The sequence below is a fragment of the Micromonospora sp. USAFONa4 genome, assembly GCF_057197825.1.
Genome location: NZ_CM170072.1, coordinates 3,480,426 through 3,506,270, shown reverse-complemented (window position 1 = coordinate 3,506,270; position 25,845 = coordinate 3,480,426). Strand labels below are relative to the sequence as shown.

Below are 25,845 nucleotides of genomic sequence, written 5' to 3'. Positions count from 1 at the left end.
TATCGACCGGTCAACTCACCGGCGGCGGGGTCGGTCCGGGACGGTCCGAGCCGGGCTGCTCGCCACCCGGGTTCGGCCCCGGCTGGTCCCCGCCGTACGGCGTGGAAGGCGGCTGGTCGCCCGCGGCCGGCGGGTAGCCCGGCTGGTCGGACGCCTGCGGCTGGCCGGGCGTCGGCGGGTACCCCGGCGTGGGCGGGTAGCCGGGCTGGCCGGACTGCGGGTAGCCGGGCTGGCCACCGGACTGCGGGTAGCCGGGCTGGCCACCGGACTGCGGGTAGGCCGCACCCGGGACCGGCGGCTCCCAGCCCTGCTTCGGCTTGCGGAAGAACTCGTTGGCCTTCGGCAACGCCAGCAGGATCAGCGCGGCGAGCAGCGCGAGCAGCCCGAGCACGCTGAGCAGCGTGGTGACCGGGGTGAACCAGCCGGGCAGCGCCTCGTCGAGGCGGCGCTGGATCTCCTCCGGGCTCGGCGCGTCGCCGGTCGTCTGACCGGTGCCCATGCCGCCGCCCACTCCGCTGACCAGTCCGCCGCCCGTGCAGCAGACCATGATGCCGCCGATCACCCAGGTGGTGATCCGCGAGCCGTTGCTGCCCCGGTTGTTGAACACACCGAGCACGGCCAGCACGACCGCGAGCAGGAGCACGAAGACAGCGCCACCGATGGTGATCATCGTGGTGATGTCGGCCAGGTTCTGCGCGCCGTTGGCGTCGGTGCCCCGGTACGCCTCGTCGAGCACCTCCGAGATGGTGCCGACGGTGGAGAGCGTGATGATGAGGCCGATCAGCTGGGTGAGCGCGAACAGCCACAGCAGATACGTGGATATGGTCACCACACCCGGCCGGGTGCGGGCCGGCGTGTTGTGGGAATCGACCATGATTCTCCTTCCCTAGATCGCGGTCACACCGTATCCAGGTCGAGCCAGTCCGGCACGTCAGACGGGCGTTGACCCGCCGGGACGGCGGCGATCGCGGGCCACGGGCGGTACCTCAGTAGCCGCGCCACTCCGCGCGGGCGTACTCCAGCACGTGGGGCTGGAGCAGGGTGGAGGCCGGCACGTCCACCCGGCTCCGGTCGGCGGGGAAGGACCCGGCGGCGGAGAGCGTCGCCGGGTCGAGGAAGCGCAGCGTGGGCGCGTCCGGCGGCAGGGCCAGGGTGGGCGCGGTCGGGCCGGGGGCCGCCAGCAGGAAGCCCCAGTCGCCGAAGGACGGCACGTCCACGTGGTACGGCGTGGTGGCGAAGCCCGCCTCGCGCAGCGACGCCTCGATCGACCAGTACGACCGGGGCGCGAAGTACGGCGAGCCCGACTGCACCACCAGCCGCCCGCCCTCGGCGAGCACCGCCCGCACCAGCGCGTAGAACTCGACCGTGTAGAGCTTGGCGGTGGCCGTCTCGTCCGGGTCGGGCAGGTCCGCCACCACCGCGTCGAACCGGTCGGGGGCGGTACGCAGCCAGGCGAACGCGTCGGCGTGCACCACCCGCACCCGGGGGTCGTCGAGCGCCCCGCCGTTGAGCCGGCGTAGCTGCGGCTCGCTGCGGGCCAGCGCCACCACCGCCGGGTCCAGGTCCACCACCGTGATCCGCCGGACGTCCGGGTAGCGCAGCAGCTCGCGTACGGCGAGACCGTCACCGGCGCCCAGCACCAGCACCTCGCCGCGCGGGCCGTTCAGCACCGGATGCACCAGCGCCTCGTGGTAGCGGTACTCGTCGACGGAGCTGAACTGGAGGTCGCCGTTGAGGAAGAGCCGCAGGTCGGTGCCGGAGCGGCCGGTCTCGGCGACCGAGCGGGTCAGCACGATCTCCTGGTAGCGGCTGCGCTCGGAGTGCACCACCGGGTCCCGGTAGAGCTGCTGGCGGGCGGTCAGCTCGAAGTCGTGCGCGGTCACCCACGCGTACCCGAGGCTGAGGAAGACCACGACGCTGCCGGCGCCGAGCGCGACGCGCGACCGGCGGCTCAGCTCCCGCCGGAAGACCGTGCAGACGAGGGCGAGCCCCGCGACGGCGTTCACCGCGCCGACCACCAGCGCGCCCTTGAGCAGGCCGAAGACCGGCAGCAGCAGGAACGGGAAGGCCAGCCCGCCGAGCAGCGCGCCGACGTAGTCGGCGGCGAACAGATCCGCCACCGCACTGCCGGCCGCCTGCTCCCGGATGCGTTGCAGCAGCACCATCAGCAGCGGGATCTCCGCGCCGATCAGCAGGCCGAGCACGAAGGCGGTGGCGACCAGCGCCGGGCCGTAGAGGTCCAGCCACGCGAAGGCCGCGTAGAGACCGAGCACGGAGAGGCCACCGAGCAGGGCCAGGGCCAGCTCGATCGCGGCGAACGCGGGGGCCGACCGGGGCTGCAGGGGCTTGGCGGCGAGCGCGCCCACGCCCATCGCGAACACCATCACGCCGAGCACGATCGACGCCTGCCCGACCGTGTCCCCGATCAGGTAGCTGCCCAGGGCCACGAGGGCCAGCTCGTAGACCAGGCCGCAGGCGGCACAGACGAAGACCGCGACGAGCACCGCCGCGCGGGACAGCCGCCACCGCGCGGGCGGTGCCGGCGCGTCGACGGTCACCGGCCCTCCGGCGTACGCCTGGGGTCCCGCGCGGCGGCCTGCCGGGCGGCCCTGAAGTCCCGCATCCCGGCCCCCGCCTGTGCCTGCCGCCGGGCCTCCTCGCGGCGCTGCCGGCCGCGCTGCCAGAAGCCGACGGCGAACAGCAGCGCGGTGAACAGCAGCAGGCCGGCGACGGCGAGCAGGTAGCCCCAGCGGTCCCGCCAGAGGTCGCTACCGGCGTCCGGCAGCGGTGGCGCCTCGGCCGTCGCGGCCGCCGGGGTCGCAGCCGGCTCCACCAGGCCCGCCTCGGCGGCGAGCAACGGCAGCGAGACGGCGGCCCGGGTGACCGCCCAGCCGGGCTCGTCGACGAAGGCGTCCTCGGTCAGCCCGAGCCGTTCCAGCCCGCTCTGCATGCGGTAGCGGGCGGTGGTGGAGATGTCGCTGGAGGTCTCCACCGTGATGCGGGCGAAGTCGTTGCTCTCGCTGCTCTCCGAGGTGTACGCAACCTGGGCGACCACCTGCACCCAGCGCGGGCAGGCCGCGTTCTCCTCGACCGCCACCCCCTCGCCGAGGTTCGAGCCGACGCTGAGGTCCGTGTACTCGTAGAAGTCCCGCAGCACCCAGCCGTAGCAGATGCCCTGGCTGGCGCTGGAGCGTTGCAGGATCGGCACGGTGTCGCCGCGTTCCTGCGCCGTCGGCGGCAGCACGTTGTCGCCGCCGCTCCGGTTGATCAGGCTGATGCCCACGCAGCCCAGGACGACCACACCGATGACCGCCCAGACGATCCAGGTCCCCTTGGCCGCGTTCGCCTGCGCGGACCGTTGCCCGCCGGTGGTCTTCGTCCCGGTCATCAGCTGATGGCGGCGGCGATGATCGCACCGGTGGCGAGGTGCACGACGGCGGAGACCCAGACCGCCGGGTGCGGCTGCTGGTCGACCAGGATCTCGCCGAGCTTGCCCGGCGTGGCGACGTCGAGCAGCACGAAGGCCGCCGCCATGATCACCAGGCCGAGGATCCCGTACGCGGACGCGCCGACGATGCCGAGCGCGAAGTCGTCGTCGCTGGCGGCGATCGCGGCGACCACGATGATGCCGACGCCGGCCAGGTTGGAGGCGAGCAGCAGCGCGGCGTTGCGGTTGCGCTCGGTCCAGATCAGCTGGTTGAGCTTGCCGGGGGTGGCGAGGTCCACCAGGACGTAGCCGATGCCCATCAGCAGGACACCGACCGCCCCGTAGGCGAGGGTGACCAGCAGATCGGTGACGAGGGTCTGCACAGGAGGCTCCAGGGTGAGGGGTGTCGGTGCGTCACTTGCCGCTGCCGGGGCCGCCGCCCCGGACGGTGCTGCCACGGCCCCAGCCCCAGTGGGAGCCGACCGTGGAGTGGTAGCGGGGGTAGGCGGTGCTCATGCGCTCCAGCAGGATCACCGAGCCGGCGGCGATCGGCAGGATCACCACCGAGTCGTCGTCGTAGCGCAGGTAGACGCCGCTGCCGTCGACGTACTGGTCGGCCGGCTGCCACGCGTCGGTGACCTCCTTCGCCACCTGGCTCGGCGACCGGGGCGAGGTGTAGGCGACGGCGTTGCGGCCGATGTCCCGGCTCGCCGCCCGCTTGTACTTGTCCTCGACGTAGCCGCGCGGCGAGAAGCTGCCGTAGAAGATGGCGAAGGCGGCGACCAGGGCGCCGATGACGGCGAACGCCACCCCCACCACGAACCAGCGTCGGTACGTCATCGCAGTGCCACCACCGTCTCGGTCAGGACCAGCTCGTTGGTCTGGGGATACGCGTGCCAGGTGCGCCAGGCGAGGGTGCCGGCCGGCGGGTCGGGGCGGACCGCCAGCGCGGTCACCGCGTCCGCGTCGCCGGGGAACACGCCCACCAGCGCGTACGGGTCGTCGGCCAGGTCGGCACGGAGGGCGGCGACCTGCTCGCTCAGCCCTGCGCCGGCGGGGCGCAGCACGGTCGCCGTGAAGTGGTAGCCGCTCGCCTCGTCCCGTACCGCACCGGGCAGCTCGGGCGGGCGGCCGGGCAGGCAGGCGACCGTCTCGGTCAGCGCGACGCCGGACGCGTGCAGGACCACCTGGTGCGAGGCGCCGAGCAGCCGCAGCCGCAGCCGGACGCCGTCGGGCAGGTCGAGGTCGAGCACGTGCAGCGCGGGCCGCTCGACGTCGTCGAGCGCCAGGCTGAGGTCGGCAGCGCTGGTGTCGACGTACGGGGCGTCGAGGGTGACGAGCATCAGCCCACCTCGGACTGCGGATAGATCATCACGTCGCCGCGGTGCAGCAGCTCACCGAGCGCCACCTCCCAGCCCGCCTCGCCGTACGCCTCGAAGGAGAGCCGGGCGCCGCCGGGTGCCTGGTAGTCGTGGTACCGCATCGTGCCGGTCGGGTCGAGCCCGGTGTTGCCGACGGCGGTGAAGCGGGCCTGGCCGGACTCGTTCCAGCTGTAACGGCGGCCGGCGAAGTCGATGGTCGGGGCGCCGGGGGTCACGGTGGCGCCCTGCTCGGCTCCCCAGAGCACCAGCTCCAGCTCCGGGTCCTCCTCGACGGAGAGCCAGCGCCGCACGCCGCCGGCGTCGTCGAGCAGGTGCTCGGCCCAGCTCCAGCCGCCCTCGACCAGACGGATCGAGCCGCGCACCGCGTACGACACGCCCCGGATCTCGACGATGTCGCCGGGCTTCAGCCGGCGCGGGTCACCGCGCAGCGCGTCGGCGTCCCGGTCCCGCAGCGGGTCACCCGGCCCCTTGGCCCGTTGTTGCGGGCGGGAACGCGTCCGGTTCCAGGCGACCGCGGCCACCACCAGGCCCGCCACTCCGACCAGACAGCCGACCGCCGCCAGCACGTACGCGAGCGTTCCGCTCAACGCGACCACCTCCCCAGGTACGTCGGCGCAGACGGTAACAACCCCGCGCACCTGGGGAAAATGCCTGGTCGGGGAGTGAGAGGCCGGTTACGCCACGTGCCCGGCGACCGCCCTCCGCCGGGCCCGCCCCGAGAGGCTCTACGGCGCGTCGGGGCGGTCCGTGGCGTACTCGCGCAGGGTGGTGCGGCCCATGACGCAGCCCGTGAAGGTGCCGAACTCGGCCGGGTCGTCGCGCAACGCCGTCCAGGCGGCGCGCCCGGCGGTCGGATCGACGCGCTCCAGCAGCGTGGCGGCGTAGACGCGCCCGGCCGGGGTGCCCTCGGCGAGCAGCCGGTCGAGCTGTCCACGCAGGCCCTCGGGATCGTCGCCCAGCGCGGCCTCGACCCGCCGGTACGCCTCGGTCACCGGCAGCAGCGTCCCGGCGATCCCCACCCCACCGAACGCCACCGTCTCGGCCTGCCGCAGCTCGTCCAGCGCCGCCGCCACTTCCCGGTCGTGCTCCTTCTTCCGCCCCATTCCAAACACCCTCCACCCCTTCCCCGCAACCCACTCCCACACCACTTCCCCACCCACCCCCGCCCCCACCCTGTTGATCATGAAGTTGTTGCCCGCCAGATCGGCGTGTCGCGACAACAACTTCATGATCAACGCAACCGGGAGGTGGGTGGGTGGGGTCGGGTGGGGGTTAGGCCCGGGTGATCGTCAGGGATTCTTTGGTGTCCGCCAGGTCGACCCTGACCGTGTCGCCGTCGCGGATCTGGCCCGACAGGAGTGCCTTGGCGAGCTGGTCGCCGATGGCCGTCTGGACCAGGCGGCGCAGCGGGCGGGCGCCGTAGATGGGGTCGTACCCGTGCTCGGCGAGCCAGACCCGGGCCGGCTCGGTGATCTCCAGGCCCAGGCGTCGGTCGGCGAGACGCTTGCGCATCCGGTCGAGCTGGATGTCGACGATCGCCCGCAGGTCGTCCCCGAGCAGCGCGGCGAAGACCACGATGTCGTCGAGGCGGTTGAGGAACTCCGGCTTGAAGTGGGAGCGGACCACCGCCAGGACGCCCTCCCGGCGCTGCTCCTCGGCAAGCGTGAGGTCGCCGATCACCGACGAGCCCAGGTTGGAGGTGAGGATCAGGATCGCGTTGCGGAAGTCCACCGTACGGCCCTGCCCGTCGGTGAGCCGGCCGTCGTCGAGGACCTGGAGCAGGATGTCGAAGACGTCCGGGTGGGCCTTCTCCACCTCGTCCAGCAGGATCACCGAGTACGGCCGGCGGCGCACCGCCTCGGTGAGCTGGCCGCCCTCCTCGTAGCCGACGTAGCCGGGCGGGGCGCCGACCAGCCGGGCGACGGAGTGCTTCTCGCCGTACTCGCTCATGTCGATGCGGACCATGGCCCGCTCGTCGTCGAAGAGGAACTCGGCGAGCGCCTTGGCCAGCTCGGTCTTGCCGACGCCGGTCGGGCCGAGGAAGAGGAAGCTGCCGGTCGGGCGGTCCGGGTCGGCGACGCCGGCCCGGGCGCGGCGGACCGCGTCGGAGACCGAGCCGACCGCCTCGGCCTGACCGACCACGCGGGTGCCGAGCGACTCCTCCATCCGCAGCAGCTTGGCGGTCTCGCCCTCCAGCAGCCGGCCGGCGGGGATGCCGGTCCAGGAGGCGACCACGGCGGCGATGTCGTCGGCGCCGACCTCCTCCTTGAGCATCGCGCCCTCGGCCTGGAGCCGGGCCAGCTCCTCTTCGGCCTGCTTCAGCTCGGCCTTGAGGGCGGGGATCCGGCCGTAGCGCAGCTCGGCGGCCCGCTCCAGCTCGCCGTCGCGCTCGGCCCGCTCGGCCTCGCCGCCGAGCCGCTCCAGCTCCTCCTTGGCCGTGGAGAGCTTGGTGATGTGGCTCTTCTCCAGCTGCCAGCGCTCCGACAGGACGGTGAGCTGCTCGCGCTTGTCGGCCAGCTCCTTGCGCAGCCGCTCCAGCCGCTCGGCGGAGGCGGCGTCCGGTTCCTTGGCCAGCGCCATCTCCTCGATCTCCAGCCGGCGCACCGCCCGCTCGATCTCGTCCACCTCGACGGGCCGGGAGTCGATCTCCATCCGGAGCCGGGACGCGGACTCGTCGACCAGGTCGATCGCCTTGTCCGGGAGGAACCGGTCGGTGATGTAGCGGTCCGACAGGGAGGCGGCGGCGACCAGGGCGGCGTCGGTGATCCGTACGCCGTGGTGCACCTCGTAGCGCTCCTTGAGCCCGCGCAGGATGCCGATGGTGTCCTCGATCGTCGGCTCGCCGACCAGCACCGGCTGGAAGCGCCGCTCCAGGGCCGGGTCCTTCTCGATGTGCTCGCGGTACTCGTCAAGCGTGGTCGCGCCGACCATCCGCAGCTCACCGCGGGCCAGCATCGGCTTGAGCATGTTGCCGGCGTCCATCGAGCCCTCGCCCTTGCCGGCGCCGACGACGGTGTGCAACTCGTCGAGGAAGGTGATGACCTGCCCGTCGGAGTTCTTGATCTCCTCCAGGACGGACTTCAGCCGCTCCTCGAACTGGCCGCGGTACTGCGCGCCGGCGACCATCGCGCCGAGGTCGAGCGAGACGAGCTTCTTGTTCCGCAGCGACTCGGGCACGTCGCCGGCGACGATCCGCTGGGCCAGGCCCTCCACGATGGCGGTCTTGCCGACGCCCGGCTCGCCGATGAGCACCGGGTTGTTCTTGGTACGCCGCGACAGCACCTGGATCACCCGGCGGATCTCCGAGTCCCGGCCGATGACCGGGTCGATCTTGCCGTCGCGGGCGCTGGCGGTCAGGTCCACGCCGTACTTGGCCAGGGCCTGGTAGGTCTGCTCGGGGTCGGCGCTGGTGACCCGCCGGTCCCCGCCGCGTACGGACGGGAAGGCCGCGACCAGCGTCTCCTCGGTGGCACCGGCCGACTTCAGCGCGTTCGACACCGCGCCGCCCACCCGGGCCAGGCCGGCGAGCAGGTGCTCGGTGGAGGTGTACTCGTCGCCGAGCGGCCGGGCGATCTGCTCGGCGGCCCCGATGGCGTTGACGAACTCCCGGGCCAGGGTCGGCTCGGCGATGCTGGAGCCCCGCGCGGCGGGTAGGGCGTCGACCGAGCGCTGGGCCGCCCGGCGCAGCTCGCCGGGGTCGGCCCCGACGGCGCGCAGCAGGCCGGCGGCGGTCGAGCCGTCGGTGTCCAGCAGTGACAGCAGCAGGTGCCAGGACTCCACGGTGGCGTGGCCGCGCTGGTTCGCCAGCGCGACGGCACCGGTGATGGCCTCGCGGCTCTTGGTGGTGAGACGTTCCGTGTTCATGGGCTCCCCCGGGATCGGCGTGTCCACTGGAAAGGACACAACCAGAGTTGAGCCTATTCCGCTCAACCCTGGCCACGTGAGCTGACTCACACGAGTCCCGCGCGAGGGCCGAACTCATCGGCCCCGGGTCCGGCCTTCGGCGAGCCGAGCCGTGCGTGTCCGTGGCGGAGAAGCACTGACAGATGACTCAGCGACAGGCCACGTCCTGACTGGATCCGCAGGTGACGGCGGGGAGTAGCCTGACCGCGTGCGCGTACGTGTCGAACAGACCGCCCTGCCTGGCATCGGGGTCCGTCACGATCTGCTGACGGAATCCGGCCGCCGCCTCGGCGTCGTCTCCCACCGCAATGGCCGCCGTGACCTCGTCCTGTACGACCCGGACGATCCCGACTCATGTCAGCACGACATTCCGCTGACCGACGACGAGGCGGAGGCGCTCGCCGACATCCTCGGGGCGTCCCTGATGCTGGGCCAGCTCTCCGGGCTGCGCGACCAGGCCGCCGGGCTGCTCACCGAGCAGATCGCCATTCCGGCCGGGTCGAAGTACGTCAACCGGAAGCTCGGTGACACACAGGCACGCTCCCGTACGAGCGCCTCGATCGTCGCGGTGCTGCGCCACGGCGAGGTGATCGCCTCGCCGGACCCGTCCTTCCGCTTCGCGGCCGGTGACGTGGTGGTCGTCGTCGGGACCCGCAAGGGCCTCGACGGCGTGACAGCCATCCTCGCCGACAGCGACCCGGACGGCTGAGGCGCGGATGCACCACACGACAACACTGCTCGTCGAAGTCGGCGCGCTGCTGTTCCTGCTCGGCCTGCTGGGCCGGCTGAGCCGCCGGATCGGCCTCTCGCCCATCCCCCTCTACCTGCTCGCCGGGCTCGCGTTCGGGCACGGCGGCCTGCTCCCGCTCAACGCCAGCGAGGAGTTCTTCGCGGTCGGCGCCGAGATCGGCGTGATCCTGCTGCTGGTGATGCTGGGTCTCGAATACTCGGCCAACGAGCTGGTCGGCAACCTGCGCTCGGCCGCCCCGGCCGGGCTGATCGACGGGCTGCTCAACGCGCTGCCGGGAGCCGCGTTCGCGTTGCTGCTCGGGTGGGACTGGGTGGCCGCCCTGGTGCTCGCCGGCATCACCTGGGTCTCGTCGTCGGGTGTCATCGCCAAGGTGCTCGCCGACCTCGGTCGCCTCGGTAACCGGGAGACGCCGGTGATCCTCTCGGTCCTGGTGATCGAGGACCTGGCCATGGCGCTCTACCTGCCCCTGCTGACGGCCGTGCTGGCGGGCACCGGCCTGCTCGGCGGCGGCATCGCGCTCGGCGTCGCGGTCGGCACCGTGCTCCTGGTGCTGGTGGTCGCCATCCGGTACGGCAACCTCATCTCCACCGCCATGTCGGCGAAGGACCCGGAGGCGCTGCTGCTCGGCGTACTCGGGATGACCCTGCTGGTGGCCGGCATCGCGGCGAAGCTCCAGGTGTCGGCGGCGGTCGGGGCGTTCCTGGTCGGCATCGCCCTCTCCGGGCCGGTGGCGCACAACGCCACGGAGCTGCTCACGCCGCTGCGTGACCTCTTCGCGGCGGTCTTCTTCGTCTTCTTCGGCCTGGTCACCGATCCCCGGGACATCCCACCGGTGCTGCTGCCCGCGCTCGCGCTGGCCATCGTCACCATGGCGACGAAGACCCTCACCGGCTACCTGGCCGCCCGCCGGGTCGGCATCGCCGAACCCGGTCGATGGCGCGCCGGTCTGGCCCTCGTGCCACGGGGTGAGTTCTCCATCGTCATCGCGGGCCTCGCGGTGGCAGCCGGCAGCGTCGAGCCGAAACTGGCGGCGCTCGCGACGGCGTACGTGCTGATCACCGTGGTGACCGGGCCGATGCTGGCGCGGCTGCCCGACTTCGCGTGGTTCAAGCGCTGGCTGCGGCAGCGCGGCGCCGCGCAACGGGCCCAGCCGGCACCCGTGGCGGAGTGATCGACGTTGGCCGAGGGCCGACCCGACCGTACGGTCGGGTCGGCCCTCGGCCAATGGATGCCGAATTGCTCCGCGCGGGGTCTACCGCCGATCAGCGCTCCGGGTTACCGTTTCGCCCCAGCAGCCAGAGCTCGCGGGTGGCCGACGTCCGCGCGGGTTCAGAGCGGAAGGTTGGCCGGTGAGCGTGCAGGAGTCGACGTTCCACGGCTTCGCCAACCCCGTCGATCCGACCCCCGCCGAGTTGCGGGCGTGGGCCTACCAGCCGGACTCCGTACCGCTGACCTCGATGCCGCCGGACTGGGACCTGCTGGTCTCCGGCGACCGGCTGGTGGCGGTGCTCTTCGGCCTGGCGATGGACCCGGCCTGCCCGGCGCGCCGGTTCGCGCTGCACTGCCTCTACATCTACGCCGCCGACGGCATCCGGACGAACTTCCGCGCCCACCCGAAGCGGCGTTTCCGCAAGCTCGTGGAGCAGGCCGAGCGCGACGGCGACGACCTCATGCGCACCTGGGCGTACAACAGCCGGGTGCTGCTGGCCCGCCCGGAACTCTTCGTCTACCGGGACTGGTGCGAGGGCGGCCTGGTCCGGGAGAACCGCCGCATCGCCTGAGCAACGCAGGCAGCTTCTCAGGTGCGTCACGTCCGCCCTGTCGCCGAACACCGCTCCGTCTGAGCCACGAGTGGAACACGATGGGTGTCTCCGCCCCTGGATGACACCCGTGGTGTTCCACTCGTCGCGGTTGCCGGTTTGCCGGCGGGGGAGGCGCTGGATCCGCTAATCTGCGAATCAGGTCCAACCCGCTTAATCCGGACTCCAATGGCAGGGGGAGCCATGACGGAAGCCGCGAGGAAGGTTGCCCAGCAGGCGGAGGAACGGCTCGACGAGGTGGCGAAGAACGTCCGGGAGAGATTCGACCGGGTCACCGAGGGCCGCTTCACCGACAAGGTCAAGAACGGCGCGTTCGCCGACCGGGCCGACCACGGCACCGAGCAGGGACGCGACGAGGCGAGACGCCGCGAAAAGGGCGGATCGGAGCACTGACGTTCCGCCGACGTGCGGGCCGGGACCCACGGGGGGCCCCGGCCCGTTCGTCGTCGGAGTGCGGGCCGGGACGCTCGTGGGCTCCGTGCGGGGGCCCCGGCCCGTTCGTCGTCGGAGCGCGGGCCGGGACGCTCGTGGGCTCCGTGCGGGGGCCTGCGGCCCGTTCGTCGTCGGGCGATCGCAACCCAGCCCACGCGAGGGTCGCCGCGCGGCAGCAGAGAACGACCCGCCCAGGGCAGTCGAGCGGGAGCGGAAAGACGACCGCGCCCGGCCGCGGGAGAGCGGCCGGGCGCGCGAGGTGTCGTCAGCGCTCGGGGCCCCGGCGGGGACGCCAGACCACCAGCGCGGTGGAGGTGCGGTTGGTCGGCACGAGGTCGCTGCCGGGGAAGCGGGCCAGCGCCTCCAGTTCGGCGATCCGCCGGTACGCGGCGTCCAGCTCCGCCTCCAGCCGGGCCACCCGCTGCTGCGCCTGCTCCAGCAGCCGCTCCAGCCCGATGATCCGCTTGACCCCGGCCAGGTTGATCCCGTCGTCCTGGCTGAGCCGCTGCACCTCGCGCAGCAGCACCACGTCGCGGACGCTGTAGCGGCGCCCGCCGCCGGCGGCACGTCCCGGCTGGACCAGGCCCAACCGGTCGTACTGGCGCAGGGTCTGCGGGTGCATCCCCGCCATCCGCGCCGCCACCGAGATCATCAGCACCTTGGCCTCGTAGGCAGGGTCACCCGAGCCGACGAACTCGTCCGACATCCCGCTCACCTCCGCGTGCACTCCACCGAGCCGACTGAACACCGGGTCAACTGAATCGACGTACCCGCGCCTCGAGATGTTCCCGGGCGGCCGGCGGGGTCTGCGCGGCGAAGTCCTCCAACGCCGCCCGCGCCTCGTCGGACACCTTCGCGGGTACCACCACGTCCAGGGTCACCAACAGGTCGCCCGCCTGACCGTCACGGCGGACCACCCCCTTGCCCCGCGCCCGCAGGATCCGGCCGCTCGGCGTGCCCGGTGGCACCCGCAGGGTCACCGTGCCGTCGAGGGTGGGCACCCGCAGGTCCGTGCCGAGCACGGCCTCCGCGAACGTGACAGGCACCGTCAGCGTGAGGTCGTCGCCGGTACGCCCGAACAGTTCGTCCGGCCGCACCTTCACGTGTACGAAGAGGTCGCCCGCCGGGCCACCTCGCGCGCCGGGCTCGCCCCGCCCGGCCAGGCGGATCTTCTGACCGTCCGCCACTCCGGCCGGGAAGCGGACGTTCAGCGTGCGGGTCTTGGTGACCCCGCCGGTGCCCTGGCACTCGGGGCACTTCTCGTCCACGACGGTGCCCACGCCCTGGCAGTTGCGGCACGGCTCGGAGAAGCTGAACGACCCCTGGTTGCGGTTGGTCACCCCGGCCCCGTGGCACACCGGGCAGGTGCGCGGCTGGGTGCCGGGCTTGGCCCCGTTGCCGTGGCAGGTGTCGCACACCCCGGGGGCGCGCAGCGTCAGCGGGAGCGTCACCCCGCGTACGGCGTCCTCGAAGTCGAGGGCCACCTCGGCCTCGACGTCCCGCCCCCGGGCCGGGCCACGGGCCGCCGCCCCGCCGGCGGGACCGCCGGCACCGCCCGAGAAGATCGAGCTGAACAGGTCCTGGAAGCCGGCCCCGCCGAAGCGGCGGTCACCGCCCCCGCCCGCGGCGCCGCCGAACAGGTCGGAGACGTCGAACGGCACGCCGCCGGGCTGGCCGGCGCCACGGGCCCCGCGCCGGAACGCCCCCGAGCCGAACAGCGACCGCAGCTCGTCGTACTCGCGCCGCTTGGCGTCGTCGCCGAGGACGGCGTACGCCTCGGAGGCGGCCTTGAAACGCTCCTCGGCCTTCGGGTCGCCGGGGTTGTGGTCCGGGTGCGAATCCCGGGCCAGTTTCCGGTACGCCTTCTTGACGTCGTCGGCGGTGGCGGCCTTGTCCACGCCCAGCACGGCGTAGAAGTCCTTCTCGATCCAGTCCTTGGAACTCACCGGTCCACCCCCTTCCCTAGCTGGGGACCGACCGTCCCGCCGGCCCTCTGCGGGCGGGCGGGACGGTCCGGTCGTCGTTCCGCACTACTCCGGGTCGGCGACCGCGACCATCGCGGGCCGCAACAGCCGCTCACCGACCTGGTAGCCCCGACGCATCACCTGTACGCAGGTGGGCTCGGTGACGTCGGCCGAGGTCTGGTGGGCGACCGCCTCGTGCCGGGTCGGGTCGAACGGGTCGCCCTGCTCGCCGAACGGGGTCAGCCCGAACTTGCCGAGCGCCGCGACGAGCTGGTCGGCCACGCTGCCGAACGGCCCGACCAGGTCGCCGTGCTCGCGGGCCCGGTCCAGGTCGTCGAGGATCGGCAGCAGCGCGGCGAGCACCGCGCCGGTCGCCTGCTCGGTGACCAGACCCTTGTCCCGGTCCACCCGCTTGCGGTAGTTGGCGTACTCCGCCGTCACCCGCTGGAGGTCCCGGGTCCGCTCGTCGAGGTCCTTGCGCAGCGCCTCGAGTTCGGCGCCGAGCGCGCTCGGGCCGCCGTCGACCGGCTGGGCCGGAGCGTCCACCACCGGCGGCCCGCTCACCTCGGTCGCCTCGACCTCGATCTCGTCGACGACGACCTCGGACTCCTCGACCAGACCCTCGGCCGGGGCGTCCGAGCCGGCGTCGGCGGCAGCAGGCTCGGACGTCTCGCTGATCTTGCGGTTGTTACGGATGACGACCCGCGGCCCGTCGCCGGCCTGCTCGGCGGGCGCGGAGCCACCCGGCGTCGACCCGGTCGCACCCGGGTCGGCGGCTCGTGGCTTCTCCGTCATGGGGCTACCTCATCCCTCTGCCGTGGTTCCGTGTCCGGGACGAACCGTCACTTCTTGTCCTTGTCCTCGTCCACGATCTCCGCGTCGACCACGTCGTCCGCGCCGCCGGCGGGCCCACCGGCCTGCGTACCGCCGGTCGCCCCGGCGCCCGCGGCACCCGCCGCGCCCGGACCGGCCTCGCCCGGCTGCTCGCCCTGCTGGGCGTAGAGCAGCGAGCCGGCCTCCTGGGAGACCTGCGCCAGCCGCTCGTGGGCCGACTTGATCTTCTCGATGTCCTGGCCGCCGAGCGCGCCGCGCAGCTCGCCGAGCGCCTCGTTGATCTTGTCACGGGACTCCGACGGCAGCTTGTCGCCGCTCTCGGCCAGGAACTTCTCGGTCTGCCACTGGAGCGCCTCGGCCAGGTTGCGGGTCTCGGCCTCCTCGCGGCGACGCTTGTCGTCCTCGGCGTGCTCCTCGGCGTCACGGCGCATGCGCTCAATGTCGTCCTTCGGCAGCGAGGAGCCGCCGGTGATCGTCATCTTCTGTTCCTTGCCGGTGCCGAGGTCCTTGGCGTGGACGTTGACGATGCCGTTGGCGTCGATGTCGAAGGTGACCTCGATCTGCGGCACGCCGCGCGGCGCCGGCGGGAGGCCGGTCAGCTCGAAGGTGCCGAGCTTCTTGTTGTAGGCCGCGATCTCCCGCTCGCCCTGGAACACCTGGATCAGCACCGACGGCTGGTTGTCGTCCGCCGTGGTGAAGACCTCGGAGCGCTTGGTCGGGATGGTGGTGTTGCGCTCGATCAGCTTGGTGAAGATGCCGCCCTTGGTCTCGATGCCCAGGCTCAGCGGGGTCACGTCGAGCAGCAGGACGTCCTTGACCTCGCCCTTGAGCACGCCGGCCTGGAGGGCGGCGCCGACGGCGACGACCTCGTCCGGGTTGACGCCCTTGTTGGGCTCCTTGCCGGTGAGCTGCTTGACCAGGTCGGTCACGGCCGGCATCCGGGTCGAGCCGCCGACCATGATGACGTGCTCGACGTCGGAGACCTTGATGCCGGCGTCCTTCACGGCCTGCTCGAACGGGCCCTTGCAGCGGTCCAGCAGGTCCTGCGTCATCCGCTGGAACTCGGCCCGGCTGAGGGTCACGTCCAGGTGCAGCGGGCCCGCCGCGCCGGCCGTGATGTACGGCAGGTTGATGTTGGTGGTGGTGGCGGCGGACAGCTCGATCTTGGCCTTCTCGGCCGCCTCGCGGAGCCGCTGGAGGGCCATCTTGTCCTGGCCCAGGTCGATGCCGTGCTCGCCGCGGAAGGTCTTCACCAGGTGGTCGATGATCCGCTGGTCCCAGTCGTCGCCACCGAGGTTGTTGTCGCCGCTGGTCGACTTGACCTCGACGACGCCCTCGGCCAGCTCCAGCAGCGACACGTCGAAGGTGCCGCCGCCGAGGTCGAAGACCAGGACGGTCTGCTCCTTGGAGCCCTTGTCCAGCCCGTACGCCAGGGCCGCCGCGGTCGGCTCGTTCACGATCCGCAGCACGTTGAAGCCGGCGATCTCGCCGGCCTCCTTGGTGGCCTGGCGCTGGCCGTCGTTGAAGTAGGCCGGGACGGTGATCACCGCGTCGGTGATCTGCTCGCCCAGGTACGCCTCGGCGTCCCGCTTGAGCTTCATCAGCGTGCGGGCCGAGATCTCCTGCGGGGTGTACTTCTTGCCGTCGATGTCGACGGACCAGTTGGTGCCGATCTCCCGCTTGACCGAGCGGATGGTCCGGTCCGGGTTCGTCACCGCCTGGCGCTTGGCGACCTCACCGACGAGCACCTCGCCGTTGCGGGCGAACGCGACGATCGACGGGGTCGTCCGCGACCCCTCAGCGTTGGCGATGACGGTGGGCTCACCGCCCTCCAGAACGCTGACGCAGGAGTTCGTCGTGCCGAGGTCGATACCGACCGCACGTGCCATCTTCGCTTCCTCGCTTCATCACGTTGTGGGCAGGTGACGGGCGACGCCCGTCGAGCTGCCCGGCGGGCGTCGCCCGCAGCGACCCCACCACAAGTTGAGTGAACTTGACTCAATAGTGCCACGCCCCGCGAAATCGTCAAGTCGGGGTTGAGTCGACCCGACGCAACCCCAGGTTCGTACCGATCGGTTGTCTTCCCTTGCGTCGGTCGGGCACGCTTTAGCGGTGACGACGCACGGCGATCCCGCCACCCCGGCCGGCACGCCCACCGTCGCAGCCCGCACCGGCCCCACGGACGCCGGGGAGGACCGGCCCGCCACCACCGGGGACGACAGCCTGCCCGCCACACTGGCCGGCCTGCGCGCCGCGATCGGGGCGGCCCGGTTCCCGCTCGCGCTGCCCTCCGCCGAGCCTGCCCGGCGCGCCGGCGGGAGCCTCACCGACCAGCTCGACGACTACCTGCTGCCCCGGCTGCGCCGGCTCGACGCGCCGCTGCTCGTGGTGGTCGGCGGGTCCACCGGCGCGGGCAAGTCCACGCTGGTCAACAGCCTGGTGCAGGCGCGGGTGAGCGCCGCCGGGGTGCTCCGCCCGACCACCCGATCCCCGGTGCTGGTCTGCAACCCGGCCGACTCGGGCTGGTTCCGTCAGGGCGAGCTGCTGCCCGGCCTCACCCGCACCACCGAGCCCAGCGAGGACCCGCGCACCCTGCAACTGGTGACCGCCCCGGCCCTGCCGGCCGGGCTGGCCTTCCTCGACGCCCCCGACATCGACTCCGTCGTCGACGCCAACCGGGCCCTGGCCGGTCAGCTTTTGGCCGCCGCCGACCTCTGGCTCTTCGTCACCACCGCCGCCCGCTACGCCGACGCCGTCCCCTGGGAGCTGCTGCGCAGCGCCCGGGCCCGGGGCGCGGTCATCGCCATGGTGCTGGACCGGGTGCCTCCGGAGGCGGCCGACGAGATCGCCGCCCACCTGTCGGAGATGCTCGCCGCGCAGGAGCTGGGGGCGGCCCCGCTCTTCGTGCTGCCGGAGACCTGGGTCGACGGGCAGGGCCTGCTGCCCGAGCGGGTCACCGCGCCGCTCGCCGCCTGGTTCGCCCGGCTGGCCGCCGACGCCGACGCCCGCGCCGCCGTGGTCCGGCAGACCCTGGACGGCGCGCTCGCCGCGCTGCACCCGGCGGTCGAGGGGCTCGCCGACGCCGCCGAGGAGCAGGTCACCGCCGCCGACGCGCTCGACGAGCGGGTGCTGGCCGCGTACCGGGGGGCGTACCGGACCGTCGGGCAGGGGCTGAAGGACGGCCGGTTGCTCCGCGGCGAGGTGCTGGCCCGCTGGCAGGAGTTCGTCGGCACCGGCGAGTTCTTCCGCACCATGGAGGCCCGCATCGGGCGGCTCCGCGACCGGGTGGTGGCGGCGGTCACCGGCCGGCCCGCGCCCGCGTCCGAGCTGCGGGACGCCATCGAGTCCCAGCTGGTGACCCTGCTGCGGGGCGTCGCCGCCGAGGCGGCCGAGAACGCGTACACCGGGTGGAAGGCGCATCCCGCCGGGGCGGCGCTGCTCGACCCTGAGCTGGCCCACCCCTCCGCCGACCTGCCCGAACGGGCCGAGCGGCTGGTGCGGGAGTGGCAGCGGGGCGTGCTGGAGCTGGTCCGCGCCGAGGGCGGCGACCGCCGTTTCGTGGCCCGGACGGCCGCGTACGCGGTGAACGCCACCGGGCTCGCCGTCATGATCGCGGTGTTCGCCTCGACGGCGTTCATCCCCACCGGGCTGGAGGTGGCCACCGGGGCCGGCACGACCGTCGCCGCGCAGACCGTGCTCCAGGCGATCTTCGGCGACCAGGCCGTGCGTACGCTGGCCGCCAAGGCCCGGGCCGACCTGCTGGACCGGGTGCGGGCCCTGCTCGACGACGAGGCCGCCCGCTACCTGGACCGGACGGCGCAGGCGCGGCCCGCCGCGGACACCGCGGAGGCCCTGCGCGGCGCCGCCGACCGGGTGGAGATCGCCCGCAACCGCAGCGACCTCTCCGGCGCGGCCGTCGCGGGCCCGCCCGGCACCGGGGACGGAGGGTCATGACCAACATCGTCGGGCGGATGCGCGAGGCGTTCCGCGGAGACCAGCGGGTGGACGCCGACGCGCTCGTCGCCCGCCTCGACGCCGTACGCCGGTTCCTCACTGTCGTCGACGGCCACCTGCCGGACGCGCGGCTCGTGTCGGCGCACACCCTCGTCGAGCGGGCCGGCACCCGGCTGGCGCTCTCCCGCGACCACACCGTGGTGGCCCTCGCCGGCGCGACCGGCAGCGGCAAGTCCAGCCTGTTCAACGCGCTCGCCCGGATGGAACTCTCCACGGTCGGGGTGCGCCGCCCCACCACCGGCGTCGCGCACGCCTGCGTGTGGGGGCCGCTCGACGGCGGCAACCGCCTGCTCGACTGGGTGGGCGTGCTGCCCCGGCACCGGTTCGTCCGGGAGAGCGTGCTGGACGGCGACGACGAGTCCGCCCTGCACGGGCTGATCCTGCTCGACCTGCCCGACTTCGACTCGGTGCAGCGGTCGCACCGGCTGGAGGTGGACCGGCTGCTCGGCCTGGTCGACCTCGTGGTGTGGGTGGTCGACCCGCAGAAGTACGCCGACCGCGTCATCCACACCAACTACCTGCGCGAGTTCCACCGGCACCGGGACGTCACCCTGGTCGTGCTCAACCAGGCCGACCGGCTGCCACCGGCCGAGCTGCCCCGGGTGCTGGCCGACCTGCGCCGGCTGCTCGACTCCGACGGCCTGGAGGGCGTACCGCTGCTGGCGACCACCGCCGTCGACCCGGCGGGCATGGTCGGGCTGCGGGAGGCGCTGGAACGCACGGTGGCCGAGCGGCAGGCCGCGCTGCGGCGGCTCCAGGGCGACGTGGACGCGGTGGTGGCCGGGCTCGAAGAGCTGGTCGGCGGCGCCTCCCCGGCTGGTGGACCCGACGACGCCGCCGTCAGCGCGCTGCACCGGGCGCTCGCCGGTGCGGCCGGGGTGCCGGCGGTCGCCGACGCGGTCGAGCAGGCGTACCGGCACCGGGGCGCCGCCACCACCGGCTGGCCGCTGGTCCGGGGCTGGCGGCGGCTGCGGCCCGACCCGCTGCGCCGGCTGCACCTGCCCGGCCCGGCCGCCGGGCGCGACGAACCGGCGGAGAGCCTCGTCGCCGCGACCTCGGTGCCCGACCCCACCGCGGCGCAACGCGCGGCGCTCGGGCTGGCGATCCGGTCGGTGGCCGACCGGACCGGGGCGGACCTGCCCGCCGCCTGGCCGGCCGCGGTGACCGCCGCCGCCCGCTCCCGCCTCACCGACCTGCCGGACGCGCTGGACCGCGCGGTGGCCGGCACGGACCTGGGCATGGACCGGCGACCGCTCTGGTGGCGGTTCGTCGGCGGCCTCCAGTGGCTGGTGACCCTGGCCGCGCTGGCCGGGCTGGGCTGGCTGGCGCTCGGCTACGCGCTGCGCGCGCTGGGCCTGCCGGCGCTGGAGCACCCGATGGTCGGCGAGGTGCCGCTGCCCACCCTGCTGCTCCTCGGCGGCCTGCTCGCCGGGCTGCTGGTGGCCGCCCTGACCAGGCCGATCGTCCGCTGGGCGGCCCGCCGCGCCCGTCGCCGGGCCGAGCGGCGCCTCACGGACGCGGTGGCGACGGTCGGCGAGGAGCACGTGCTGGCCCCGGTGCGGACGGTGCTCGCCTCCTACGCCGAGGCCCGTACGGCCCTGGGGGAGGCCGCCGGCCGCTGAGCCGGAAATCCCGTGCCACGACAACCGCAGGTCGGCGGCGTGGCGGCGCGACGCGGGCCGGACGCTCGGGTCGCTCGTACCGTTCCGGGGCGGGCGGCGGCGTAGGGTCGGTGGATGGGAACGCCTCAGACCCCGTACGACGCGGTGCTGCACGCCGCCCGCGACGTGGCCAAGCTGGACAACGCCCTCGACGCGGAGATGCTCGGCGCGGCCCTGCTCGGCAGCGTCTACTCGGTCGCGGAGACCGAACGTGACGCCGCCGTCCGGGACTTCGTGGCCGGCTTCCTGGCCGCCACCTCCCGCCGCCGCTCGGCCGCGGCGACCACCATCCGTTCCGTCTTCGCCGCGCTGGTGCCCGACGCCGAGGGCACCGACCGGGTCCGTCCGGGCGCCGCCACCCCTGCCTGGGCCGGTCAGCTCGGCCGCGTGCACCTGACCGGCTGCTGGTCCTACGGCGACGTGTACGGCGACCAGACCTCCTACCTGGCGACCTTCGCCTACGACGACCCGGCCGGCGGTTCGGCGCACGCCGTGGTGACGCTGCTCGACCACAACATCGGCATCACCAAGGACGTCTTCGTCGGCGGACCGCCCGACCGCATCCTCGACCAGGTCCGGCAGATGTGCGCCGGGGACGAGCTGACCTGGTTCCGCGACGAGGAGCCGGCCCGGATGCGCGCCGAGGTGACCCGCCACCTCGCGATCACCGACGGCCTGACCGAGTTGCCCGGGGAGGGCTCGCTCGCCACCGACCGCGCCCTGCTCGGCGCCCGGCTGGCACGGCTGCCGCAGGCGGCCGGGGCGGCCCCCGCGCCCGCCGCCGAACCGCTCTCCGCCGCCGAGCGTACGGACCTGGTCCGCCGGTTCCTCGCCTCGCCCGAGGCGGCCCGGTTCGGCCTGGACACCATCGACGGGGCGGAGCTGGCCTCGCTGCACTTCTGCCTCAGCCTGCTGCTGGACCACGCGGCCAGCTTCCCGGACGCCGACCCGCTGCGGTGGAGCCCCACCGTGGCCGGGCTGTTCCTGCTGGACTGGGTGCATCGGCGCGCGGTGCTGGACATGGACGACGCCGCGCTGCTGCCCCGGGTGCTGCGCGCCTGGGCCGGCTACGCCGCCCGCAAGCGCGGGCTGCCCGAGCAGGCGGCGACGCAGATCGACACGGCCGTCGAGGAGATGGTGCCGGAGTTCGCCCGCCTCTACAGCACGGGCGAGCGCCGCAGTCCCGCCACCGCCGCCGTCGCGCAGCTGATGGCCGACGGCGTCGACCCCGACGACCCGGCCGCCCTGGACGCCTGGATCGAGGCCAACCGCCACCGCCTCACGGACGACCCGGCCTGACTCCACCCCGGCGCGTCTCGTGTCGTCGTTGGTTCAGGCGGCCCGCCGCGTTGATCATGAGGTTGGCGGCGATGTCGATCTTCCTGGCTGCCGCCAATCTCATGATCACGGCTGGATCCGCGGGAGTCAGCGCAGGGGGGCGAAGACCAGGGCGGCTACCAGGGCGCCCAGGGTTAGGCCCGCGACCACCTGGGGCACGGTGTGGTCGCGCAGGCGGACCCGGGACCAACCGACCAGCACGAGCAGTGGCGCCGTGGCTAGCAACCCGGCCCCGAACGTGAGCACCAGCACGACCACCGTGCCGGCGGCCACCGCCGAGTGGATCGACATCTTCCACCAGTGGCTCACCGTCACGGCGACCACCAGGCCGACGAGCCCGGCGGCGGCCAGGGCCAGCACCGGTCGGGGCGCGCCGAGCACGGCGAGCAGGGCCAGCCCGGCGGCGACCGAGCAGAGCCCGAACAGCAGCGGGACGCGGCGCTGCTCTCGGATCCCCACGTGATGGTCGGTCAGCCGGCCGCGACGCACCCCGCCGAGGATGTACGCGAACGGGATCCCGCTGACGAAGAGCGTGGCCAGCAGTCCCCAGGCCAGCCCGTGCGCGCCTCGGGCGCTGTGCCAGCCGACCGCCAGCGTCAGCGCCGAGACCAGCACGGCGGGCGCGGTCAACTCGGTCACGAACCGGGCGAGCCGGAGGGTCCGGCCGGGTGGTGGCGGGGCGGCCGGACGGCTGTGGGGTCCCGCGTCCGAACCGCCCGTCCCGCTCAGCGCCCCGCCTCTGCGTCCACCCCGGGCCGCCGCCCGGAACCGTTCCCGTCCGTACCCCGGCGCTCCGACCGGGCCGGGGCCCCGCCGTGGATCACCTGCCGTCGACCGTCACCGTACCCGCAGCCGGCCGTCCCGGTGCCCGGTCCCGCCGGGATCGCCGGTGGTCGGGCCGGGGTCCACGGTCGCGCTGGCGGTCGGATCGTCGGGTGCCGGGGACGCGCTGGGCGCCGGGGACGCCGTGGGCTCGGGCGGCGGTAGCGAGAGGGTGCTCGTCGGCTCCGCCGATGTCGGCTCGCCGGTCGGCGTGGGTGCCGGGCTCGGACTGGGGCTCGGCGAGGGCCTCGGCGACGGGCTCGGGGACGCCGAAGGCTTCGGGGCCGGGGGTGCCGAGGGCTTCGGGGACGAGGGCGGCGGTACCGGCCGGCCGCCGGGCCGGGACGGGGGCTTCGGACGCGCCGCCGGGCCGAGCGGCGGCGGGGCGGGCGCCGCGACGATCGGCGTACCCGGGAGGGGCACGAGGGTCCGCCAGTCGCCCGGGTCGGCCACGGCGGGGGACGGGGTCGACGGGACTACCGGGGGGCGACCCGTCGCCGGCACCGGGATCACCACGGGGCCGACCGAGGGTGTCGGGAGGAACGGGGTGCTGCCGTCCGGCAGGGCCGTGCTGCCGACGGTGGCGGAGCCGGTGCTGATCGCGGCGAGGATGGGCATCGACGCGGTGCCGGCGAGCAGTGCCACCGTGAACAGGTAGCCCCGGGACGGCCCGCCCGAGCCGGGGGCACGGTGTGCGCCGACCAGCCGGCGGTAGCCGCCGGCCCGGTGCCGGCCGAGGAGGGGAACGGTGGGGTCTGGGCCTGGCTCGGACACCACACACCCCTTTCGTCGACTTTGGCGGTGGACGGGCCGGTACGGCGACCGGCCCGAGCGCCCGGGGCACCGCCCGGACACGAGGAAGCGGCAAACCGCCCCGACGCGGACGATCCCGCGCCAATCAGCCTGGACCAGTGACGGTCGGTCGGCCAACCCTGTACAGCGTGTCGACACGCGTATCTGGCCGAACGGTGACGAACCATCGCCGGATCGGCCGCGCGTCGATGCAACGGACACCGGGCGCGCCGTGCGACGAAGCGGGCCACCGCGAGCGGCCGGGACAGGCGCACTGTGGGCGCGCTCACGTGTGATGCGAATATGGACCACGACGGCAACGCAGCCACGACCTCCGCGCACCCTCGCGGCAGGCGCGGCTGGGCGCCGGCGCTCCCGATCCGGGTTCGGCCAGAATCCGGCTCACGCCGCGCGGCAACCCCCACCGGGGCTAGGCGCGGCCGCCAGGAACCCGTCCGGCACCAGCCGGGCAGGCGCACGAGTTGCGCGGCCGGGTGACCCCCCGGTGCCGACGCAGACAGACAGGGAGAGACGGATGGCAAAGGGCGACCCCGGGGTCTCCAGTCGCGGCCGACGGGCCGCACCCCGGTCCAAGAAGGGTGCGACCGGCGACCCGCAGCTGGTGCAGCTGCTCACTCCGGAGGGTGAGCGGATCGAGAGCGCGACCGGCCCGGACGGGACCGAGTACCGCGTCGACTTCACCGACGAGGAGTACCGCGGGCTCTACCGCGACCTCGTGCTGGTCCGCAAGCTCGACGCCGAGGCCACCGCGTTGCAGCGCCAGGGCGAGCTGGGCCTGTGGGCCAGCCTGCTGGGCCAGGAGGCCGCGCAGGTGGGCTCGGGACGCGCGCTGCGTACGCAGGACATGGCCTTCCCGACCTACCGGGAGCACGGCGTCCTCTACTGCCGGGGCATCGACCCGATCATGCCGCTCGGCCTGTTCCGGGGCGTCGACCAGGGCGGCTGGGACCCGAACGAGTTCAAGTTCAACATGTACACGATCGTGATCGGGGCGCAGACCCTGCACGCGACCGGCTACGCCATGGGCGTCCACATGGACGGCAAGACCGGCACCGAGGACGGCGAGGCGGTGATCGCCTACTTCGGCGACGGCGCCACCAGCCAGGGCGACGTCAACGAGGCGTTCGTCTGGGCCAGCGTCTTCAACGCCCCGCTGGTGTTCTTCTGCCAGAACAACCAGTACGCCATCTCCGAGCCGCTGGAGCGTCAGACCCGTGTGCCGCTCTACCAGCGGGCCGGCGGCTTCGGCTTCCCTGGTGTCCGGGTGGACGGCAACGACGTGCTCGCGTCGTACGCGGTGACCCGGCACGCGCTGGACAACGCCCGGCTCGGCCAGGGCCCCAGCCTGATCGAGGCCTACACCTACCGGATGGGCGCGCACACCACCTCCGACGACCCGACCCGTTACCGGATCGCCAGCGAGGTCGAGGCCTGGCAGGCGAAGGACCCGATCGCCCGGATGAAGGCGTTCCTGGAGAAGCAGCAGATCGCCGACGCGGACTTCTTCACGGCCGTCGACGAGCAGGCCCGCACCGAGTCGGTGCACCTGCGTGAGCGGGTGCTTGCCATGCCCAACCCCGAGCCGGTGACGATGTTCGACCACGTCTACCCCAACGGGTCCCCCGAGCTCGACGAGCAGCGGGCGCAGTTCACGAAGTACATGGAGTCGTTCGAGGGGAGCGCCCACTGATGGCCACGGAGACGCTCACCCTCGGCAAGGCCCTCAACACCGGTCTGCGCAGGGCCCTGGAGAACGACCCGAAGGTCGTCATCATGGGCGAGGACGTCGGCAAGCTCGGCGGCGTCTTCCGGATCACCGACGGCCTCCAGAAGGACTTCGGCGACCAGCGGGTGATCGACACCCCACTCGCCGAGTCCGGCATCATTGGCACCGCGGTGGGCCTGGCCATCCGCGGCTTCCGGCCGGTCTGCGAGATCCAGTTCGACGGCTTCGTCTACCCGGCGTACGACCAGATCGTGTCGCAGGTGGCGAAGATGCACTACCGCTCGCAGGGCAAGGTGCGGATCCCGATGGTCATCCGGATCCCGTTCGGCGGCGGCATCGGCGCGGTCGAGCACCACTCGGAGTCGCCGGAGGCGTACTTCGCCCACACCGCCGGCCTGAAGGTGGTGTCCTGCGCCAACCCGCAGGACGCGTACACGATGATCCAGCAGGCCGTCGCCTCGGACGACCCGATCGTCTTCCTGGAGCCGAAGCGGCGCTACTGGGAGAAGGGCCCGGTCGAGCTGGACGGCCCGCTGTCGGGGGCTTACCCGCTGCACTCGTCCCGGGTCGTCCGGCCCGGCACGGACGCCACGGTGCTGGCGTACGGGCCGATGGTGCGGACCTGCCTGGACGCGGCGACCGCCGCCGCCGAGGACGGCCGGGAGCTGGAGGTCATCGACCTGCGCTCGATCTCCCCGCTGGACCTGACCGCCGCGTACGAGTCGGTGAAGCGCACCGGTCGCTGCGTGGTCGTGCACGAGGCCCCGGGCAACCTGGGCCTGGGCTCGGAGATCGCCGCCCGGATCACCGAGGAGTGCTTCTACTCCCTGGAGTCCCCGGTGCTGCGGGTGACCGGCTTCGACACCCCCTACCCGGCCGCCCGGGTGGAGGAGGAGTACCTGCCCGACCTCGACCGGGTGCTCGACGCCGTCGACCGCACCTTCGGCTGGTGAGCGGC

At 73.4% G+C, this 25,845-nt stretch carries 24 protein-coding genes; 10 read left to right on the top strand and 14 right to left on the bottom strand.

Annotation, left to right across the window (positions count from 1 at the left end; genetic code table 11):
- Positions 1–10 precede the first annotated feature (10 nt).
- The 9 genes from AC0OO9_RS15390 to clpB all read right to left on the bottom strand — a co-directional run bounded on the left by AC0OO9_RS15390 (position 11) and on the right by clpB (position 8,673).
- On the bottom strand, positions 11–874 hold the full coding sequence (locus tag AC0OO9_RS15390; protein ID WP_484517759.1) for a hypothetical protein: 864 nt from the start codon (positions 872–874) through the stop codon (positions 11–13).
- Positions 875–986: 112 nt separating this feature from the next.
- Positions 987–2,558, bottom strand: a complete 1,572-nt coding sequence (locus tag AC0OO9_RS15385; RefSeq protein WP_484517758.1) for a polyamine aminopropyltransferase — start codon at positions 2,556–2,558, stop codon at positions 987–989.
- Positions 2,555–3,388, bottom strand: a complete 834-nt coding sequence (locus AC0OO9_RS15380; protein ID WP_484517757.1) for a hypothetical protein — start codon at positions 3,386–3,388, stop codon at positions 2,555–2,557. The genes AC0OO9_RS15385 and AC0OO9_RS15380 overlap by 4 nt, the downstream gene beginning before the upstream one ends.
- On the bottom strand, positions 3,388–3,810 hold the full coding sequence (locus AC0OO9_RS15375) for a DUF350 domain-containing protein (RefSeq protein ID WP_101413564.1): 423 nt from the start codon (positions 3,808–3,810) through the stop codon (positions 3,388–3,390). Before AC0OO9_RS15375 ends, AC0OO9_RS15380 begins: the two co-directional genes overlap by 1 nt.
- 31 nt (positions 3,811–3,841) lie before the next feature.
- Entirely contained in the window at positions 3,842–4,267 is a 426-nt protein-coding gene (locus AC0OO9_RS15370) for a DUF4247 domain-containing protein (RefSeq protein WP_151457283.1), read from the bottom strand.
- Positions 4,264–4,770, bottom strand: coding sequence for a DUF2617 family protein (locus AC0OO9_RS15365; RefSeq protein ID WP_484517756.1), 507 nt, complete (start codon positions 4,768–4,770; stop codon positions 4,264–4,266). The genes AC0OO9_RS15370 and AC0OO9_RS15365 overlap by 4 nt, the downstream gene beginning before the upstream one ends.
- Positions 4,770–5,396, bottom strand: a complete 627-nt coding sequence (locus AC0OO9_RS15360) for a DUF4178 domain-containing protein (protein WP_484517755.1) — start codon at positions 5,394–5,396, stop codon at positions 4,770–4,772. The genes AC0OO9_RS15365 and AC0OO9_RS15360 overlap by 1 nt, the downstream gene beginning before the upstream one ends.
- A 138-nt stretch (positions 5,397–5,534) precedes the next feature.
- Positions 5,535–5,912: a hypothetical protein gene (locus AC0OO9_RS15355; RefSeq protein WP_484517754.1), complete on the bottom strand. Its 378-nt coding sequence runs from the start codon at positions 5,910–5,912 to the stop codon at positions 5,535–5,537.
- 169 nt (positions 5,913–6,081) lie between these two features.
- A complete protein-coding gene (clpB, locus tag AC0OO9_RS15350) occupies positions 6,082–8,673 on the bottom strand; it encodes an ATP-dependent chaperone ClpB (RefSeq protein WP_484517753.1) in 2,592 nt (863 codons plus the stop codon).
- Positions 8,674–8,920: 247 nt separating this feature from the next.
- Here clpB and AC0OO9_RS15345 point away from each other — a divergent pair, with 247 nt between their 5' ends.
- From AC0OO9_RS15345 to AC0OO9_RS15330, 4 genes are all read left to right on the top strand, one after another.
- Positions 8,921–9,421 (top strand): cation:proton antiporter regulatory subunit, encoded by a 501-nt coding sequence (locus AC0OO9_RS15345; protein WP_121397280.1) that lies wholly within the window; start codon positions 8,921–8,923, stop codon positions 9,419–9,421.
- Between the two features lie 7 nt (positions 9,422–9,428).
- Positions 9,429–10,634 (top strand): cation:proton antiporter, encoded by a 1,206-nt coding sequence (locus tag AC0OO9_RS15340; protein ID WP_132235240.1) that lies wholly within the window; start codon positions 9,429–9,431, stop codon positions 10,632–10,634.
- Positions 10,635–10,812: 178 nt separating this feature from the next.
- The gene (locus tag AC0OO9_RS15335; RefSeq protein WP_132235242.1) at positions 10,813–11,244 is read left to right on the top strand and encodes a hypothetical protein; all 432 of its coding nucleotides are present in this window, start codon (positions 10,813–10,815) and stop codon (positions 11,242–11,244) included.
- Positions 11,245–11,466: 222 nt separating this feature from the next.
- Complete coding sequence (locus AC0OO9_RS15330) at positions 11,467–11,676, top strand: hypothetical protein (RefSeq protein WP_484517752.1); 210 nt, start codon at positions 11,467–11,469, stop codon at positions 11,674–11,676.
- A 304-nt stretch (positions 11,677–11,980) separates the two neighbouring features.
- On the opposite strand, the gene AC0OO9_RS15325 is transcribed toward AC0OO9_RS15330, so the two are convergent.
- The 4 genes from AC0OO9_RS15325 to dnaK form a co-directional block, all read right to left on the bottom strand.
- Positions 11,981–12,421, bottom strand: a complete 441-nt coding sequence (locus AC0OO9_RS15325) for a heat shock protein transcriptional repressor HspR (RefSeq protein ID WP_121399143.1) — start codon at positions 12,419–12,421, stop codon at positions 11,981–11,983.
- A 46-nt stretch (positions 12,422–12,467) separates the two neighbouring features.
- Positions 12,468–13,661: a molecular chaperone DnaJ gene (dnaJ, locus tag AC0OO9_RS15320; protein ID WP_132235248.1), complete on the bottom strand. Its 1,194-nt coding sequence runs from the start codon at positions 13,659–13,661 to the stop codon at positions 12,468–12,470.
- Between the two features lie 84 nt (positions 13,662–13,745).
- Positions 13,746–14,474, bottom strand: a complete 729-nt coding sequence (gene grpE, locus AC0OO9_RS15315) for a nucleotide exchange factor GrpE (RefSeq protein ID WP_484517751.1) — start codon at positions 14,472–14,474, stop codon at positions 13,746–13,748.
- A 47-nt stretch (positions 14,475–14,521) separates the two neighbouring features.
- Positions 14,522–16,402, bottom strand: a complete 1,881-nt coding sequence (dnaK, locus tag AC0OO9_RS15310; protein WP_484517750.1) for a molecular chaperone DnaK — start codon at positions 16,400–16,402, stop codon at positions 14,522–14,524.
- A gap of 223 nt (positions 16,403–16,625) precedes the next feature.
- Between dnaK and AC0OO9_RS15305 the strand changes: the two genes are divergently transcribed.
- From AC0OO9_RS15305 to AC0OO9_RS15295, 3 genes are all read left to right on the top strand, one after another.
- Complete coding sequence (locus tag AC0OO9_RS15305; RefSeq protein WP_484517748.1) at positions 16,626–18,467, top strand: ABC transporter; 1,842 nt, start codon at positions 16,626–16,628, stop codon at positions 18,465–18,467.
- A complete protein-coding gene (locus tag AC0OO9_RS15300) occupies positions 18,464–20,149 on the top strand; it encodes a GTPase (RefSeq protein WP_484517747.1) in 1,686 nt (561 codons plus the stop codon). Before AC0OO9_RS15305 ends, AC0OO9_RS15300 begins: the two co-directional genes overlap by 4 nt.
- Before the next feature lie 114 nt (positions 20,150–20,263).
- Positions 20,264–21,487: a hypothetical protein gene (locus AC0OO9_RS15295; protein ID WP_484517746.1), complete on the top strand. Its 1,224-nt coding sequence runs from the start codon at positions 20,264–20,266 to the stop codon at positions 21,485–21,487.
- A gap of 126 nt (positions 21,488–21,613) precedes the next feature.
- Here the strand turns inward: AC0OO9_RS15295 and AC0OO9_RS15290 are convergent, their stop codons facing one another.
- On the bottom strand, positions 21,614–22,165 hold the full coding sequence (locus AC0OO9_RS15290) for a phosphatase PAP2 family protein (protein ID WP_484517745.1): 552 nt from the start codon (positions 22,163–22,165) through the stop codon (positions 21,614–21,616).
- A gap of 250 nt (positions 22,166–22,415) precedes the next feature.
- Here AC0OO9_RS15290 and AC0OO9_RS15285 point away from each other — a divergent pair, with 250 nt between their 5' ends.
- From AC0OO9_RS15285 to AC0OO9_RS15275, 3 genes are all read left to right on the top strand, one after another.
- The gene (locus tag AC0OO9_RS15285) at positions 22,416–23,006 is read left to right on the top strand and encodes a hypothetical protein (RefSeq protein ID WP_484517744.1); all 591 of its coding nucleotides are present in this window, start codon (positions 22,416–22,418) and stop codon (positions 23,004–23,006) included.
- Between the two features lie 669 nt (positions 23,007–23,675).
- Positions 23,676–24,851, top strand: a complete 1,176-nt coding sequence (gene pdhA, locus AC0OO9_RS15280; RefSeq protein ID WP_357580646.1) for a pyruvate dehydrogenase (acetyl-transferring) E1 component subunit alpha — start codon at positions 23,676–23,678, stop codon at positions 24,849–24,851.
- Positions 24,851–25,840: an alpha-ketoacid dehydrogenase subunit beta gene (locus AC0OO9_RS15275; RefSeq protein ID WP_484517743.1), complete on the top strand. Its 990-nt coding sequence runs from the start codon at positions 24,851–24,853 to the stop codon at positions 25,838–25,840. Before pdhA ends, AC0OO9_RS15275 begins: the two co-directional genes overlap by 1 nt.
- The last annotated feature ends 5 nt before the right edge of the window (positions 25,841–25,845 follow it).